Below are 15,183 nucleotides of genomic sequence, written 5' to 3'. Positions count from 1 at the left end.
CGGTCCCCTGCGTCGTCGGTGGACCTCGGTCCGCCGCGCCGTCGGGGGGGCGTCGGTCCTCCGCGTCCTCGGGGGGCATCGGTTCTCCGCGTCTTCCGTGGGCGTCGGTTCTCCGCACCGTCGGTGGGGGGCGTCAGTCCTCGGCGTCCTCGGTGGACGTCGGTCCCCCGCGTGCTCGGTGCGTGTCGGTCCCCCGCGCCGTCGATGGGCATCGGTCCTCCGTCCTCGGTGGGCATCGATCCCCCGCGTCCTCGGTGGACGTCGATCCGCCGCACCGTCGGTGGGCGTCGGTCCTCCGCGCCGTCGGTGGGGGGCGTCAGTCCTCCGTGTCCTCCGTGTCCTCCGTGCCGCGGAACATGCTGCGGTAGGCGGGTTCGTCCCACAGTTCGTGGTGGGGGGCGAGGGCTCTGACGCGTCCTTCGTGCAGCCAGGCGACGAGGTCCGCGCGGGCCGCCGTGGCCGTCCGGCGTGTCACGACCAGGCGTGTGCGGTCCTTGTGGGAGTCGTCCAGGGCGCGCAGGACCGCGGCCTCGGTGGCGGAGTCCAGGCTGGAGGTGGCGTCGTCGAGGACGAGGAGCCGGCTGTCGCGGGCCAGGGCGCGCGCGAGTCCCAGGCGCTGCCGCTGGCCTCCTGAGAGGGGCGCGTCGTCGAGGAGGGTGTGGTAGCCGGCCGGCAGGCGGCGTACGAAGGTGTCGGCCTGCGCGGCTCGCGCGGCCGCACGGACCCGGTCCTCGGGGAGCGGGTCGGCGGCGGCGCGCAGGGCGTCGAGGACCGTGGGGCCGGTGAGGTGCGGGTCGCAGAAGGCGTAGGCGACGGCGGCGCGCAGGTCGGTGGGGCCGATCTCGTCCAGGGGGGTGCCGTCGAGCAGCACGGTGCCCCGGTCCGGGGTGAGGAGGCCGCCCGCCACCGCCGCCAGGAGGGACGTGCCCGCGCCGGAGCGTCCGACGAGGGCGACGCAGCTCCGTGCGGGCAGGACGAGGTCCAGTTCGTCGAGGACGGTGCCGCCCGGGGTGCGCACGGTGATCCCGCGCAGTTCGACGCGTCCGGGTCCGGCCGGCAGGCCGCGCAGGCCCGGCGGCTGCCGGGGCACGGCGAGGACCTCCAGGACGCGCCTGCGTCCGGCCCGGGCGCGCGCGAGGTCCAGGAGGCTCTGGGCGGTGCCGAAGCCGCCGAGGCCCAGCGTGGCGTAGCCGAGCGCGGCGACGAGGTCTCCGGGGCCGAGGGCGCCGGTGGAGAGTTCGTAGCCGGCGACGGCGATCACGGTGATCTGTGTCGCGGGGGCGAGCAGTCCGGTGGACCAGGCGACGCGGCGCTGACTGTCCCACAGGGCGCGGCCGTGCCGGGAGAGTTCCGGGACCGGTCGCAGGACCCGCTCGATCTCGCGGTCGACCGTTCCGGCGGCCGCGATGGTGCGGTGGCCGGCCAGCGCGTCCAGCAGCCGGGCGGCGACGGCGGCCTGCGCGCTCTGGTAGCCCTCGCCCCGGCTGACGGTGTGCCGCAGGTGGCGGCGCAGCAGCAGCCAGCCCGCGGGGGCCGTGACCAGGAAGGCGGCGGCGAGTTCCGGCGCGAGCAGCCCCAGCGCGAGCACGGAGCCGGCGGCCATGGCGAGCTGGGCGACGGCGTAGACGGCGGCCTGGACGCTCAGTCCGGCCTCGGCGGCGCTCGCGGTGAGGCGGGCGACCAGGTCGCCGGTCGGCGTCCGCCGGGCGGGATAGGGGCCGGCGGCCATGATGTGCCGCACCAGGGCGGCGCGCAGCCGTGCCGTCGCCTCGGCGGTGGCGCGCGGACCCGCGTACTGGGCGAGGGTCTCGGCGGCCGTGAGCAGGCCGAGGGTGGCGGCGAGCGGTACGAGGCTCCGGCCGGCGCCACCGGACAGGGCTTGGTCGACGGCCGCGGCGAGGACGGTGGGCAGAACCAATGCGGCGACCGAACTCGTCGTCACCGACAGGGCGAGGAGGGCGGGCCACCCCCACGGGACGGCGCCGTCCCGTGGCCCGGCGCCGTCCCGTCGGCCGGTGCCGTCCCGTGGGCCGTTCCGCGGCGTTCGGCTGCCGCGTGCGGCCCTGCGGGAAGCCGTACGATCGACTGACCCGCTCCGCTGCGGCTGCTGTCGGTGGTCCTGTCCCATGCGGGGCTCCTGCGGGCGAGGGGCGGGCGGTCGGCGGGGCGGCACGAGAACGCCGGCCCGGGCTGTCCCTCAGCCCGGGCCGGCTCTTTTCACCAGGTCATCCGAGCGCGGGGCGGACGGACGGCCCGGGTCGTGCGACTACAGGCACAGCAGCGTGCTGACGGTGCTGTTGGTGCAGTTGACGACGGAGAGGGAGCTGAGCACCGACAGGTACTCGGTGGTCTCCTCGGGGGTCTCCAGGGCCTGCAGGCTGAGGATGGACATGGTGCTCTCCTGTCACTGTGGTGGTGCTTCCCGGCGGTCGCCGGAAACTTGTGGCCGCGACGGTGTGCGTCGCAGGGAGGGGTGCTGCCGCCCGCCGCGGTGGTCAGGGCGTCCGCGGGACGGCGAGGGGCGCGGGCGCCGCGACCCGTCGGCCGGTCCAGAAGGGCAGCGCCGGGGTGTCGGCGAGGGCCGACCCGAGGGCGAGCAGGATGCCCGCGGATCCGGTGGCGAGGTCCATCGACAGGCGCAGGAGCTGCTCGCCGGGGAAGGCCGCGTGCCCTTGATGGGGGACGAGGTGCCAGACGAGGCGCCGGATGTGCCGTCGGATCACCGCTCGGTGGACCGTGGTGCCGTCCTGGAGCAGGTGGAGCAGCAGGATCAGTCCGGCTCGCCCGTTGAACAGGCCGGGCTGGACGATGAACTCGGGCTCCGCGGCCCCGCGCATCTGTTCCAGGCTGCGCTGTCGCTCCGGGTCGGGGCGGTGGCGCAGCGCGGTGTGGAGGACGGCGGCGATGCCCGCGCTGCCCGACTCCAGGTACGGCAGCACCCGGCTGCCGTCGTCGACCTGGAGGGTTCCGTCGTCGCCCAGGACGCAGCGGGCGAGGTCGAGGCCGAGGGCGTGGTCGGCCGCGTCGAGCAGGCCCGTGTCGCCGGTGCTGTCGTACAGGCCGAGGAAGAGCAGGGCCGCCCCGGAGGGGCCGTGCAGGAGGCCGGGACGCCGGCCGGGGGCCGGGCCGCCGGAGCCGGCCTTCAGGCGTGCGGCGAGGCGTTCGGCGACGTCGACGGCGGCGGCGTGCAGGGAGGCGTCGGAGGTGGTGCCGGCGAAGTGCAGCAGCGTCAGTCCGATGCCGGGCAGTCCTCCGGCGAGGTCGTCCCCCTGGCCGTCCGGCGGGTCCTTGAGGAGCCGGTCGAGGAGGTTGTGCGCCTGCCGGGGGTGGCCGAGACGGTCCAGGGCGAGGGCCACGCCGTGGGCGCCGGTGTAGAGGCCGGGCCGGCAGGGCTCGCGGGCGACGGCGTCCAGGAGCCATTCGACGTGGTCCGGGTCGACGGGGGCGCCCACGGTGTGCAGGGCCCACAGCACGCCCGCCGCGCCGTAGGCGAGGCCGAGTCCGTCATGGGTGAACTGGTTGGGGTCCCCCGGGAAGAGGCGGTCGGTGCGCTCCGGGGTGGCGCTGGCGGTGATCGCCGCGGCCATGGAGTCGCGCAGCGCCGGCCAGTCCGCGCGGTCGCCGCTGAACAGCGCCGCCGGATCGTCGGGTTCGCGGGATGCGGGGGGTGGTGCGGAGGGCCGGCCGTGGTCCGGCCGGGCGGGCAGTCCGAATCGTCTGGAGGCGGCCCGGGCGAGCTGGTCGCGTTTCTCCGGGTCCAGCGAGACCAGCTGGAGCAGCGGCATGAAGATCCACAGCCGGAGCGCGTCCAGCGCGTACTCGTCGATCGCGTAGCCCTCCAGGTCGGCGGGGGCCGCGAAGCCGGCGGCGCCGAGCCCGGGTCTGACGAAGTCGTCGGCCGGCGAGGCGAGTTCGAAGTCCACGAAGCAGACCCGTCCGTCCGGGCGGACGATCAGGTTGCGCGGGTGGAGGTCCCCGAAGACGACTCCGCGGGCGTGGATGGCGCGCAGCCCTTCCTCGATCCTCGCGAGGACGGCCAGCGCCTCCTCCCGGTAGTTCTCGATCGTCTCGGGGGCGGGGTCGGGATGGACCAGGGGGTAGCGCCGCCCGAACCATCTGTTCAGGGGCTCGCCGGGCACGTACTCCTGCACCAGGAAGTGGTGTTCCCAGGCGGTGAGGCAGCCGAGGGCGGCCGGTACGGCGGGTACGCCCTCCAGGCGCCGCAGGATGTCGTGCTCCCTGCCGAGCCGGGAGACGGCGTCGTCGCCGCGCTGGTCGAGGCCGGCGTGCGGGCGGGCCTCCTTGAGGACCACCTGGTCGCCGCCGGCGGCGGGCCGGGCGATGTAGATGCCCCCGCCGTTGGAGAAGTGCAGGGCCCGTTCCACCGTGTACGGGAAGTCGGCCGTGCTCGTCGCGGCCCGGTCGGCGAGTGCCTGTGCCAGGACGGCCGGTACGGGAGCCCAGTCGGGCACCTCGAACACGGCGCGCCGCACGTCCGGGCGGAGCCGGCCCGACGGTTCGCGCAGGGCGAGGACGAGCTCACCGGTCTCCGACCGGCAGAACTGCTCGGTGAAGCCGCCGTAGCGCAGGTACAGCGGTCCGTTGCGCCAGCGCAGGTCGCTGAGGATGTACGGTCCGCGCTGGCCGGCGAGCGCCTCGTCGAGGTCGGTGAGACATCGTTCGAGTGCGGTCTCGTCGACCGGGTACAGGGTCATGAACTTGCCGCTGGACCCGCGGGAGGCGTATTTCGCGTTCTGCGTCTGCACCAGGGCCGGGCTGCGCAGGAACTTGTAGGCCACGCGCTGCCGGACGCAGTACGCGCCGACGACGGACAGGATGTGCTCCGCGTTGTCCATACAGGCGGACACGTGGATCTTCCAGCCCTGGTCGGGCAGTTCGACGTCGGCGGGCCGGCGGCCCACCCACACCTCCCTCGCGGATCCCAGCCAGCCGTGGGGTAACGATTCGCCGACTGCCGCGAATTCCTGGACGGTCGCCCAGCGGACCGGTGAGTCGTAGAACATTTTGTCGGCGTACGAATACGCCTCGTAGCGCATGTCCATAACTCTCCCCCATCACAGCGACAGTCGTTTCCCGGACGGATTCAATGAGCGCGGTGTTTCCGTCCCACTTCCTTGCGGAGTGATACGCTGACCGCTTTTTGTCCTGCGCTGAGAAGGTAAGGTACGTCCGGCTCCGGCAGGCAGAGCGCATGCAGCGCGCACAAAGGGGCGCGCGAAGCCCCGACGCCTCCGCGTTCTGCCCCTCAATTGCACCGCGCATATGCGTTCGATCCTCGCCCGGGCGATTCCCGTACGTGATTTCTTCGAACTCGCGTACCGTCCGTATCCCTGGACCGGGAGCGCGCGCCGGCCGGATTCCCCGCGGTATGTCGGTTGCCGCCGCCCGGGTCAGCGTTCCCGCACCGTTCCCACGGCCCGGAGGGTTCGTACCGCCGCGCGTTTCAGCGCGGGCTGATCACGCAGCAACCCGTGGACGAACCTCTTCGGTTCGCGGCGCAGCCAGTGCAGTGCCGCGCCCGGACCGGGTGTGCGCAGGGCTCCTTCGTGGACGACGAGGTCGCCCGTCTTGAAGGAGTTCTTGTACGGGGCGTCGCCCCGTCCGAAGTCGACCAGGTGGATGCCGGACGCGGCGGCGGCCTCGATCATGCGCAGGTAGAGGACGCGGCCGGGCGAGAACGTGGCGACGGTGCGGTCGTAGGAAGGGAACCAGCAGGAGAGGACCGTGCGGGAGCGGAGGCCGAAGTGGGCGGCGACGGGTGCGTCGGCCGCGTAGAGCACCGACAGGATGCCGGAGCAGTCGGGTGAGGTGGTGCCGGAGAGCAGGTGCACCAGTTCGGTGATCCACCGCTGGGCGAACGGATCCCGGCGTCCCGTCCTGCGGTACTGGGCGGACTTCCACGCGATGAGGGTCCGCAGGGCCGCCGGATTCCGCTCGTCGTGGACGAAGCGCAGCGGACCGAGGCGCCGGCTCATGCGGCGTTCCTGGGCCAGCGTCGCCTTCAGGAAGCCTCGCGCCTGTGCGCGGAGGTGGTTCTCGTACTGGTCGAAACCGCCGGTCAGGTCGACGACGGGGGAGGCGAACCGGCCCGTCGCGTAGGGCAGGAAGATTCCCTGGCCGCTTTCGAGGTGGTTGAAGTCCCATGCGGTCAGGGAGCAGGCGCGCATGAGGTGCTGCGGGTCCAGCCGTACGCCGTCGGGGTGCAGGATGGCGCCCTGGCAGTCCGAGACGCCCAGGCCGACCGCGCGGCCGTGGCCCCATCGTCCCCGTTGGTAGGGGAAGTAGCCGACGGGTTCCGGCTTCCGGCGCAGGACCGCTACCCGGGTGTCGGGCCGTACACGGCCGACGGCGCGGGTGAACTGCGCGGTCATGAAGGGGTTGGCGACGGCCGCGGTCGTGGTCCGCAGCTCGTTCCAGAGGCCGAGGTCCCCCGGTGTCAGGTCGTCGGGGTGCACGACGTCGATGCGCGGTGCGTTCATGGCAGCTCCTGGTGTCGCGGGGTGGCGAGTGACCCGGCCCGGCCGGGTGGTGCGCGCGGGCGACCGGCTCGGAGGGCGGTCGCCCGCGGGTGGGGGGCAGGCAGGTGCCGAAGTGCCCGTCAGGGGTCGGCGAGCGGTTCGGCGGTGCCGGAGCGTGGCGTCACGTACGGCACCGCGCCCGTCCGGCGGAACATGCCGTGCGCGCGGGAGCCGGGTGCGAGCCGGCGGTCGCGCGCGCCGTCGCCGATACGGCGGGGCCTGTGGCCGGCAGCACTCCCGGGCCGGCCGTGCCGCCCACGGGCGGGCGGCCGGGCTCGGGGGGAGGAAGTGGGTGCGCGGTCATACTCGTCCATGGTCGACGAGACGCGTGACCAGGACCTCGAAACGGGGAAACTGCGGTATATGAACGTTCGGTCGGGTGGTCACATCCCCGGGTGAAGGGGCCGGGAGGGGGCGCCCGCCGGCTCCCGGGCGGGCGGCAGGCTCGCTTCGAGGTCGTCGAGGGCCGCTCTCGCCGCGGCGATACGGGCCCGCAGTTCCTGGTCCGGGGCAGGCACCGGCTCCGCGCCGTCGGCGGTCTGCTCCCGTTCCAGTTCGCGGGCCTCCTCCAGGGAGCTGATGACGACTCCGATGAGGACGTTGACCAGGACGAAGGAGGCGATCAGGACGTAGGAGGCGTAGTAGACGATGCTCCAGCGCGATATCTCCAGTCCGGCGTGGACCGCGTCGCCGAGGCCGTCCAGGGTCATCAGCAGGAAGAGGGTGAGCACGGCGCGGCCGATCGAGCCGTACTGCTGCGGGTCCTGTCCTCCGAAGAAGACCCAGCCGACCATGGCGTAGACGTACAGCAGCAGGGCGCCCACCAGCAGGAAGCTGACCGTGCCGGGCAGGCTGCGGGCCACCGCGACCATGACGATGCGCAGTTGGGGCAGGAAGCGGGCGGTGCGCAGGACGCGGGCCAGGCGCAGCAGGCGCAGGACGGTGGTGTTCTCGCGGACGACGGGCAGGACCGCGCAGGCCACGATGGCGAGGTCGAACAGGTTCCACGGGTCGCGGAGGAAGTCGCGGGGACGGTCGGCGTGGGCGCAGGCGCGCAGGAGTATCTCGACGGTGAAGGCGGCCAGGCAGAGGTGTTCGGCGAGGCGCAGCCAGCGGTGCCAGTCCTCGACCAGGCCGCCGTAGGTCTCCGCGCCCAGCAGTGCGGCGTTGACGAGGATCAGGGTGAAGACGGCGAGGGCGAACCAGCGGGCCTCGGTGACGGCGCGGGCCCGTTCCGCCAGGACGCTGCGGGCGGGTCGGGGCGCGGCGCCCGCGGGAGCGGGGCGGTCGGTCATCGTGCTCAATCTGCTCCTCGGCACAGTGGGCCGTGCCCGCCGGTCGCGGTGATCGGCGGGCAGGCTCAGTGATCATGCTTCAGGACAGATGTCTACAGCACCGTGGACAGGTGCGGCCAAGTCGCCCGCGGCCGGAGGGCGGCGAACCGGCCTATCGCCAAGGGCACTTGTTGATTGTCCGCCACCCAGCGATACTTCTACAGACCTGTAGATACGCTGGGGTCGCCGGTGGGCACGCCGTGCCGGTCGGGTGGGCACCATCGAGAGAAAGCGGACCGGATGTTCGGCCTGAGCGAGCTTGCCGTGATCCTCATCGTCGTCGTCGTGTTCCTGGGGATCAGGAAACTGCCGGAACTGACGCGTTCGGCGGGCAAGGCGGCACGCATCTTCAAGAGCGAGGCCAGGGCGCTCAAGGAGCAGGACACCCCGCCCCGCTCCTGACGGCAGGGACGTCCGCCGCTCACCCGGCGGCCGCCTTCAGGCCGGTCGCGAGATCGGCGATGAGGTCGTCGACCCCTTCGAGGCCCGCGGAGAGCCGCACCAGGCCCGGCGTCACCCCCGCGGCCGCCTGCTGCTCCGCGTCGAGTTGGGCGTGGGTGGTGGACGCGGGATGGATGACCAGGCTGCGCACGTCGCCGATGTTCGCCAGATGGCTGAACAGCCGTACGCCTTCGACGAAACGGCGGCCGGCTTCCAGTCCGTCCACGAGGTCGAAGGCGAGGACCGCTCCCGCGCCGCGCGGCAGGTACCGCTCGGCCTGGCTCGCCCAGGGGCTGGACGGCAGGCCCGCGTAGTGGACCCGTCCGACCTGCGGCTGTGCCTCCAGCCACGCGGCCACGGTGCGGGCGTTGGAGACGTGCCGCTCGATGCGCAGACTGAGCGTCTCCAGCCCTTGGAGGAGCAGGAAGCTGTTGAAGGGCGAGACGGCCGGCCCCAGATCCCGGACCAGCCGGGTGCGCAGGCGCAGCGCGTAGGCGAGACCGAGGTCGGAGAACCGGTCCCAGAAGGACAGCCCGTCGTACGTCGGATCGGGGTGGGTCAGGCCCGGCCACCGGTCGGGGTCCGCGCCGAAGTCGAAGCGGCCGCCGTCGACGACGACCCCGCCGATGCCGGTGCCGTGTCCGGACAGGAACTTGGTGGTGGAGTGCACGACGATGTCGGCGCCGTGCTCGAAGGGGCGCAGCAGGTAGGGCGTCGGCACGGTGTTGTCGACGACGAGCGGCACACCGACCTCGTGGGCGATACGGGCGACCGCCTCGATGTCGAGGACGTTGCCCCGCGGGTTGCCGACGCTCTCGCCGAACATCGCCTTCGTGCCGGGGCGTACGGCCGAGTACCAGGCGGCCAGGTCGTCCGGGTCGTCGACGAAGGTGACCGCGATGCCGAAGTCGGCGAAGGTGTGCTCCAGGAGCGTGCGGGTGCCTCCGTAGAGGGAGGGGGAGGCGACGACATGGTCTCCGGCGCGCGCCAGGTTCAGCAGGGCGAGGGCCGTCGCGGCCTGTCCGCTGGCCACGGCGACGGCGGCGGAACCGCCCTCCAGCGCCGCGATGCGCTCCTCGGCCACGGCGGTGGTCGGATTGGACAGCCGGGTGTACGCGTGCGTGGTGAGGTCGTCGAGTGCGAAGGCCGCCGCGGCGTGCGCGGTGTCGCGGTAGACGTAACCGGCGGTCTGGTGGATCGGCACCGCCCGCGCGCCGGTGCCCGGATCGGGTACGGCGCCGGCGTGGACCTGACGCGTCTCGAACTCCCAGGCCTTCGGGTCGCCGCTCATCGGCTGCCTCCGCGCTTCGCCAGGACGTCGGACCACCAGCGTGCGGCGACCCGTGGGTGCGAGCGGAGCCAGCCGACCACGGCGTTCTCCCCGAAGGCGGCCAGGAGGGGGTTGTCCGGGTCGTCGGTGACACCGCGGCTGCGGGCGGCGAGCTCCGGCGGCAGCCGGAGGGGCTCGACGACCGCGTCGAGCCGCGGACCGAGGAAGAAGGGGACGGAGTAGCGGTCGACGCCCGGCCGCGGGCTCACCACCCGGTGCCGGGTGGCCTTCAGATAGCCCTGTGTGGCGATCTCCAGCATCTCGCCGATGTTGACCACGAAGGCGTCCGGTACGGGCACGGCGTCGATCCAGCCGCCGTCCTCGCGCCGGACCTGGAGCCCGCCGACCTCGTCCTGCTGCAACAGGGCGAGGTAGCCGTAGTCCTTGTGGGCGCCCACTCCCTGGCCGGCGTCCTCGGCGGGGCGCGGCGGATAGTGCACGATCTTGACGTGCACGGCCGCCTCGTCGTCGAACCACTGGTCGAAGTGGCCCTCGTCCTGCCCGAGCGCGGCCGCCAGGGCCCGCAGCACCTCCCGGCTCACGCGCAGCGCCTCCGCCTGCCAGCGCAGCACGATGCCGCGCAACTCCGGCAGCGCGGAGGGCCACTGGTTCGGCCCGACGAGGCGGAGGTAGTCGGGATCGCCGGGGGCGACGTCCAGGGCCGCCCGCTCCGGACCGATGTCGATCTGCTCGCGCCAGTCGGCACCGCCGGCCGTGTACTCGGTCCCGACGCGCGTGTACCCGCGGAACTGCGCCGAGTTGACGTTCTCGATCTCCAGCCGCCGCTCCTCCGGAAGCGCGAAGAAGGCGCGGGCCGCGTCCAGGACCTCGTCCCGCAGGGAGGCGGGAACGCCGTGTCCGGTGACGTAGAAGAACCCCACGTCGTGGGCGGCGTCGCGCAGTCCGGCCAGGAAGGCGTCCCGGTCGGTGCCGGGATCGCGGAAGCGGGAGATGTCGACGACGGGGAGGGCGGTGGGCTGTGCCATGGGATTCCTTCGCGGCGGCAGCGGACTTACGCACGGCGCCGGGTGGGGCAACGGGCTTACGGGAGCGGCCCGTTGCGGAGGAGCGGTCGAGTGCGCGCCGAGAGCGGTTCGGGGAAGGGAGGGACGGGATCGCGGGCCGTCACACGGCGGTCAACGACAGATCTGGTCGAACTGGTCGGCGCGGCGGCTCACCCAGAACGGGTCGAGCAGCACCGTGTGTGCCTGGCCAGTGGTCTCCATGGCCGGATCAAAGCACACGTTCGCGGGTGCGTCCACCGAGTGTCTCGGCGGGTGTGCCGACGGGTGTCCCGGCGGGTGTCCCCACGGGTGTCCCTCACGGGTGTTCCCCCCGGGTGGGACGGCTGCCGGGACGACGGCCGGGCGGACGCCCCGTGCACGCTCGGCGCACGCCCGGCGGACGGCCCCGGCGGACGGCCGGGTGAGGCGCCGACGTGCGCCGTCTCCCTCTCCGGAGTGCTGGTGCGCCGTCACCATTCTGTGGTTACCTGACTCCATGACCGTGCTCGTGACCCGCCGCCACGTGGACTACGTGCGTGTCACCACCACGTGTTGTTCCGCCGCGAGCTGACGCCGCGCTCCGGCCTTCGATCCCCCTCTTCACCACCGCACCGCGCTGTCCTCAGCCCTGCCTCCTTCCGGTCGGACGGCAGCCACGCGGTGTCCTCACAGCGCCCCGCACCGCCCCGCACGAGGGAGAACCATGACCCAGCCCATCGACTCCGTCACCGCCGGCCACACCCCCGAGGACGAACCGGCCGGGCCCGACACCTCGGCCTGGTCCTTCGAGACCAAGCAGATCCACGCCGGCGCCGCACCCGATCCGACGACCGGGGCGCGGGCGGTGCCGATCTACCAGACGACGTCGTTCGTGTTCCGCGACACCCAGCACGCCGCCGACCTCTTCTCGCTCGCCGAGCCGGGCAACATCTACACCCGCATCCACAACCCGACCCAGGACGTCTTCGAGCAGCGGATCGCCGCGCTCGAGGGCGGGGTGGCCGCGGTGGCCCTGGCCTCCGGGCAGGCCGCGGAGACCCTCGCGATCCTGACCCTGGCGAGCGCGGGCGACCACATCGTCTCCAGCACGTCCCTGTACGGCGGCACGTACAACCTGCTCCGCCACACCCTGCCCCGGTTCGGCATCGAGGTGTCCTTCGTCGACGACCCGGACGACATCGACGCCTGGCGAGCGGCGATCCGGCCGAACACGAAGGCCCTGTTCGCCGAGACGCTCGGCAATCCGCGCGGCAACGTGCTCGACGTGCGGGCGGTGGCGGACGCGGCGCACGAGGCCGGCGTCCCGCTGATCGTGGACAACACCGTGCCGACCCCCTACCTCCTGCGGCCCATCGAGCACGGCGCCGACATCGTCGTGCACTCGGCCACCAAGTTCCTCGGGGGACACGGCACCACCATCGCCGGTGTCGTCGTCGACGGCGGCACCTTCGACTTCGGCGCGCACGCCGAGCGCTTCGCCGACTTCAGCGAGCCGGACCCCAGCTATCACGGCCTCCAGTACTGGCCCGCCCTCGGCCCCGGCGCCTTCGCCGTCAAGCTGCGGGTGCAGCTGCTCCGCGACATCGGGCCCGCCCTCTCCCCGCACGCGGCCTTCCTGCTGCTCCAGGGCGTGGAGACGCTCAGCCTGCGCATCGAGCGGCACTCGGCCAACGCCCAGGCGCTGGCCGAGTGGCTGGAGCGGCGCGACGAGGTCGCCGCCGTCCACTACCCGGGGCTCGAGTCCAACCGGTGGTACGCGGCCGGGCAGCGCTACCTTCCGCGCGGCGCCGGGGCCGTGCTGTCGTTCGAACTGCGGGACGGGGTCGAGGCGGGCAAGCGGTTCGTCGACGGCGTCGAGCTCTTCAGCCATCTCGCCAACATCGGCGACGTGCGCAGCCTCATCATCCATCCGGCGTCCACCACGCACAGCCAGCTGAACGAGGAGCAGCTGGCGGCGACCGGCACCTCGCCCGGCCTGGTCCGCCTGTCGGTCGGCATCGAGAGCCTCGCCGATCTCAAGGCGGACCTGGAGGCGGGGTTCCGCGCGGCGAAGGGCGCGTCCTGAACGCCGTAGCAGCCGCTGAGGTTCCCCTCCCGCCGGTCTCCGGGGCCTGGCGGGAGGGGGACCCGCCGGGCCGCCGCCGATGGCACGTGCGGGAGAAGCCACTGCCGTTGGAGGCAGGGGGCGAACTGCCCGGGGTGCGGCTCGCGTTCGAGACCTGGGGGCGGCCGGCACCGCGCGGCTCCAACGCCGTGCTGGTACTGCACGCGCTCACCGGCGACAGCCATGTGGCCGGACCGGCGGGACCCGGTCACCCCACGCCCGGCTGGTGGGACGGGCTCGTCGGGGCCGGTCTGGCACTGGACACGGACCGCTGGTTCGTCGTCGCCCCCAATGTGCTGGGCGGCTGCCAGGGCAGTACCGGACCGTCCTCGACACGTCCCGGCGGACGGCACTGGGGTGGGGCCTTCCCCCGGCTGACACAACGCGACCAGGTCGCCGCGGAGGCCGGTCTGGCCGACGCGCTCGGCATCGACCGCTGGGCCCTGGTGGTCGGCGGTTCCATGGGCGGCATGCGCGCCCTGGAGTGGGCCGTCGCGTACCCGGAGCGCGTGGGCGCGCTCCTCCTGCTCGCCACCACGGCGGCGGCGAGCGCGGAGCAGATCGCCTGGGCCGGCATCCAGCTCCACGCCATTCGCGGTGACCCGCACTGGAACGGCGGCGACTACTACGACAGGGGCCGGGGTCCGGACGCGGGACTCGGCCTGGCCCGCCGCCTCGCCCACGTCACCTACCGCAGCGAGCCGGAGTTGCAGGTCCGCTTCGGCCGCGCGCCCCAGGGGGCGGAGGACCCCTGGAACGGCGGCCGGTACCAGGTCGAGTCCTATCTCGACCACCAGGCCGCCAAGCTGGTGCGCCGCTTCGACGCGGGGAGCTACGTCGTGCTGGCGGACGCCATGAACACGCACGACGTCGGTCGCGGTCGCGGCGGTACGCGCGCCGCCCTGCGCCGGGTGAGCGCCAGGACGCTCGTCGCCGGGGTGAGCTCCGACCGTCTGTACCCCCTCGGCCAGCAGGCGGAGCTGGCCGCCGGGATCCGCACGGCGGACCGCCTCCGGGTGATCGAATCCCCCTACGGGCACGACGGCTTCCTCATCGAAGGGGAGCAGGTCGCCGCGCTCGTGCGGGAACTCGTCGGGTGACGGCGGCCGGAGTCGTCGGGCGACGGCGGCGCGACTCGTCGGGTGACGGCGGCCGGAGTCGTCGGGCGACGGCGGCGCGACTCATCGGGTGACGGCGGCGCGACTCATCGGGTGACGGCGGCGCGGTGTTCGGCCGGGCGCGGCGCGCGGGCCGGGTGCCCCGGGCGCCGCTCGGCCCTCACCCCGTCAGGAGCGGCAGCGTGCGGTCGGCCGTCCACTCCTCCAGTGAGCCGTCGTAGACGCGCACGTCCTCGACCCCGGCCAGGGTGAGGCCCAGCGCGGCGAGGGTGGCGGAGATGCCGCCGCCGCAGTAGACGACCACGGGGCGCGTGGCGTCGGCGGGCAGGCCGGCGGCGTAGGCCTTCAGCAGCCCGTCGGGGACGACGTCGCCGTGCTCGGTCAGGACGCCCCGCGCGGGCAGGCTGACGCTGTGCGGGATACGGCCGCGCCGGGTGTAGCGGGTCGGGGCCGTGCCCTCGAAGTGCTCCCGGCCGAGAGCGCAGACCAGCGTGCCCGGCCGGCGGCCGAGGCTGATGTCGTGGACGAGCCGACGGTCGGCCCAGAGGTCGCGCCCTCGCTCGGGCCAGGCGTCCGGTGCGGGGTGCCCGGCCGTGGTGGGGCGCGCTGTGGTGGGCAGCGTCGTGGTGGGGTGCGCCGTGGTGGGGTGCGCCGTGGTGGGGTGCGCCGTGGTGGGGCGCGCTGTGGTGGGGTGCGCCGTGGTGGGGCGCGCCGTGGTGGGGTGCGTCGTGGTGGAGCGTGTCGTGGTGGGGCTCGTTGTGGTGGCGTCGCCGGTCTCGACGGGCAGTCCGAGCCGCCTCCAGCGGGCCAGGCCCCCGTCCAGGACGCGGGCGGCGACGCCGGCGTTGCGCAGTGTCCACCACAGCCGGGTCGCCCACTGCATGCTGCCCGCGTCGTAGACGACCAGCTCCGTGGCGGGGCCGGCGCCCAGTGAGGCCAGTTCCCGGTGCACCGCCGCCGGGCCGGGATCGGCGAAGTGGAAGGGCGCCGCCGGGTCGGTGAAACGGGTGAGCAGATCGACGTGGAGGGAACCGGGCAGACGGGCCTCGCGCCAGGCCGACCGGCCCGACTCGGCCCGGTAGTCCCCGTCGTGGCGGGGCGGGGCCAGCAGCACGGTGGCGTCGACGATCAGACGGTGGCCACCGGGTGGTGTGGCCGCCGCCAGCTCCTCGGGGGTGACCAGCACCTGGGTTCTGTCCGTTCCGCGCTCCTCGGCCACCGCGCCATGACTCCTCACCTGGTCCTCCTCGGGCGCCCGGTCGCATCGGTCCGGCGCGCGCGGCCCACACCGGCCGGGTGGGCACCGCGATGCT

Annotated in this window: 11 protein-coding genes; 3 read left to right on the top strand and 8 right to left on the bottom strand. The window is 73.7% G+C overall.

Annotated features, from left to right (window positions below; genetic code table 11):
* Positions 1 to 316: 316 nt before the first annotated feature.
* From ACFYWQ_RS20485 to ACFYWQ_RS20465, 5 genes are all read right to left on the bottom strand, one after another.
* Positions 317 to 2,128, bottom strand: coding sequence for an ABC transporter ATP-binding protein (locus ACFYWQ_RS20485; protein ID WP_389518228.1), 1,812 nt, complete (start codon positions 2,126 to 2,128; stop codon positions 317 to 319).
* Between the two features lie 138 nt (positions 2,129 to 2,266).
* Positions 2,267 to 2,392 carry a SapB/AmfS family lanthipeptide gene (locus ACFYWQ_RS20480; RefSeq protein ID WP_389518227.1) on the bottom strand — a complete coding sequence of 42 codons (126 nt, stop codon included), beginning with the start codon at positions 2,390 to 2,392 and terminating at the stop codon, positions 2,267 to 2,269.
* A gap of 103 nt (positions 2,393 to 2,495) precedes the next feature.
* On the bottom strand, positions 2,496 to 5,057 hold the full coding sequence (gene lanKC / locus ACFYWQ_RS20475; RefSeq protein ID WP_389518226.1) for a class III lanthionine synthetase LanKC: 2,562 nt from the start codon (positions 5,055 to 5,057) through the stop codon (positions 2,496 to 2,498).
* Positions 5,058 to 5,411: 354 nt separating this feature from the next.
* Positions 5,412 to 6,500 carry a GNAT family N-acetyltransferase gene (locus ACFYWQ_RS20470; protein ID WP_389518225.1) on the bottom strand — a complete coding sequence of 363 codons (1,089 nt, stop codon included), beginning with the start codon at positions 6,498 to 6,500 and terminating at the stop codon, positions 5,412 to 5,414.
* Between the two features lie 422 nt (positions 6,501 to 6,922).
* Positions 6,923 to 7,834 (bottom strand): ion transporter, encoded by a 912-nt coding sequence (locus ACFYWQ_RS20465; RefSeq protein WP_389518343.1) that lies wholly within the window; start codon positions 7,832 to 7,834, stop codon positions 6,923 to 6,925.
* 279 nt (positions 7,835 to 8,113) lie between these two features.
* On the opposite strand from ACFYWQ_RS20465, the gene ACFYWQ_RS20460 reads away from it, so the two are divergent.
* A complete protein-coding gene (locus ACFYWQ_RS20460; RefSeq protein WP_389518224.1) occupies positions 8,114 to 8,275 on the top strand; it encodes a twin-arginine translocase TatA/TatE family subunit in 162 nt (53 codons plus the stop codon).
* Between the two features lie 19 nt (positions 8,276 to 8,294).
* Here ACFYWQ_RS20460 and ACFYWQ_RS20455 read toward each other — a convergent pair whose 3' ends face one another.
* Both ACFYWQ_RS20455 and ACFYWQ_RS20450 read right to left on the bottom strand, forming a co-directional pair.
* Positions 8,295 to 9,605: an O-acetylhomoserine aminocarboxypropyltransferase/cysteine synthase family protein gene (locus ACFYWQ_RS20455; protein ID WP_389518223.1), complete on the bottom strand. Its 1,311-nt coding sequence runs from the start codon at positions 9,603 to 9,605 to the stop codon at positions 8,295 to 8,297.
* Positions 9,602 to 10,630, bottom strand: coding sequence for an isopenicillin N synthase family dioxygenase (locus ACFYWQ_RS20450; protein ID WP_389518222.1), 1,029 nt, complete (start codon positions 10,628 to 10,630; stop codon positions 9,602 to 9,604). Before ACFYWQ_RS20450 ends, ACFYWQ_RS20455 begins: the two co-directional genes overlap by 4 nt.
* Positions 10,631 to 11,351: 721 nt before the next feature.
* On the opposite strand from ACFYWQ_RS20450, the gene ACFYWQ_RS20445 reads away from it, so the two are divergent.
* Both ACFYWQ_RS20445 and ACFYWQ_RS20440 read left to right on the top strand, forming a co-directional pair.
* A complete protein-coding gene (locus ACFYWQ_RS20445; RefSeq protein WP_389518221.1) occupies positions 11,352 to 12,713 on the top strand; it encodes a bifunctional o-acetylhomoserine/o-acetylserine sulfhydrylase in 1,362 nt (453 codons plus the stop codon).
* Positions 12,710 to 13,852, top strand: coding sequence for a homoserine O-acetyltransferase (locus ACFYWQ_RS20440; RefSeq protein ID WP_389518342.1), 1,143 nt, complete (start codon positions 12,710 to 12,712; stop codon positions 13,850 to 13,852). Before ACFYWQ_RS20445 ends, ACFYWQ_RS20440 begins: the two co-directional genes overlap by 4 nt.
* A 178-nt stretch (positions 13,853 to 14,030) precedes the next feature.
* Here ACFYWQ_RS20440 and ACFYWQ_RS20435 read toward each other — a convergent pair whose 3' ends face one another.
* On the bottom strand, positions 14,031 to 15,107 hold the full coding sequence (locus ACFYWQ_RS20435; RefSeq protein ID WP_389518220.1) for a sulfurtransferase: 1,077 nt from the start codon (positions 15,105 to 15,107) through the stop codon (positions 14,031 to 14,033).
* Positions 15,108 to 15,183: the final 76 nt, after the last annotated feature.

Origin of the sequence: Streptomyces sp. NPDC003247 (assembly GCF_042888135.1) — a bacterium.
In the GTDB taxonomy this organism is placed as follows: domain Bacteria; phylum Actinomycetota; class Actinomycetes; order Streptomycetales; family Streptomycetaceae; genus Streptomyces.
This window is presented reverse-complemented; position numbering and strand designations above follow the sequence as displayed.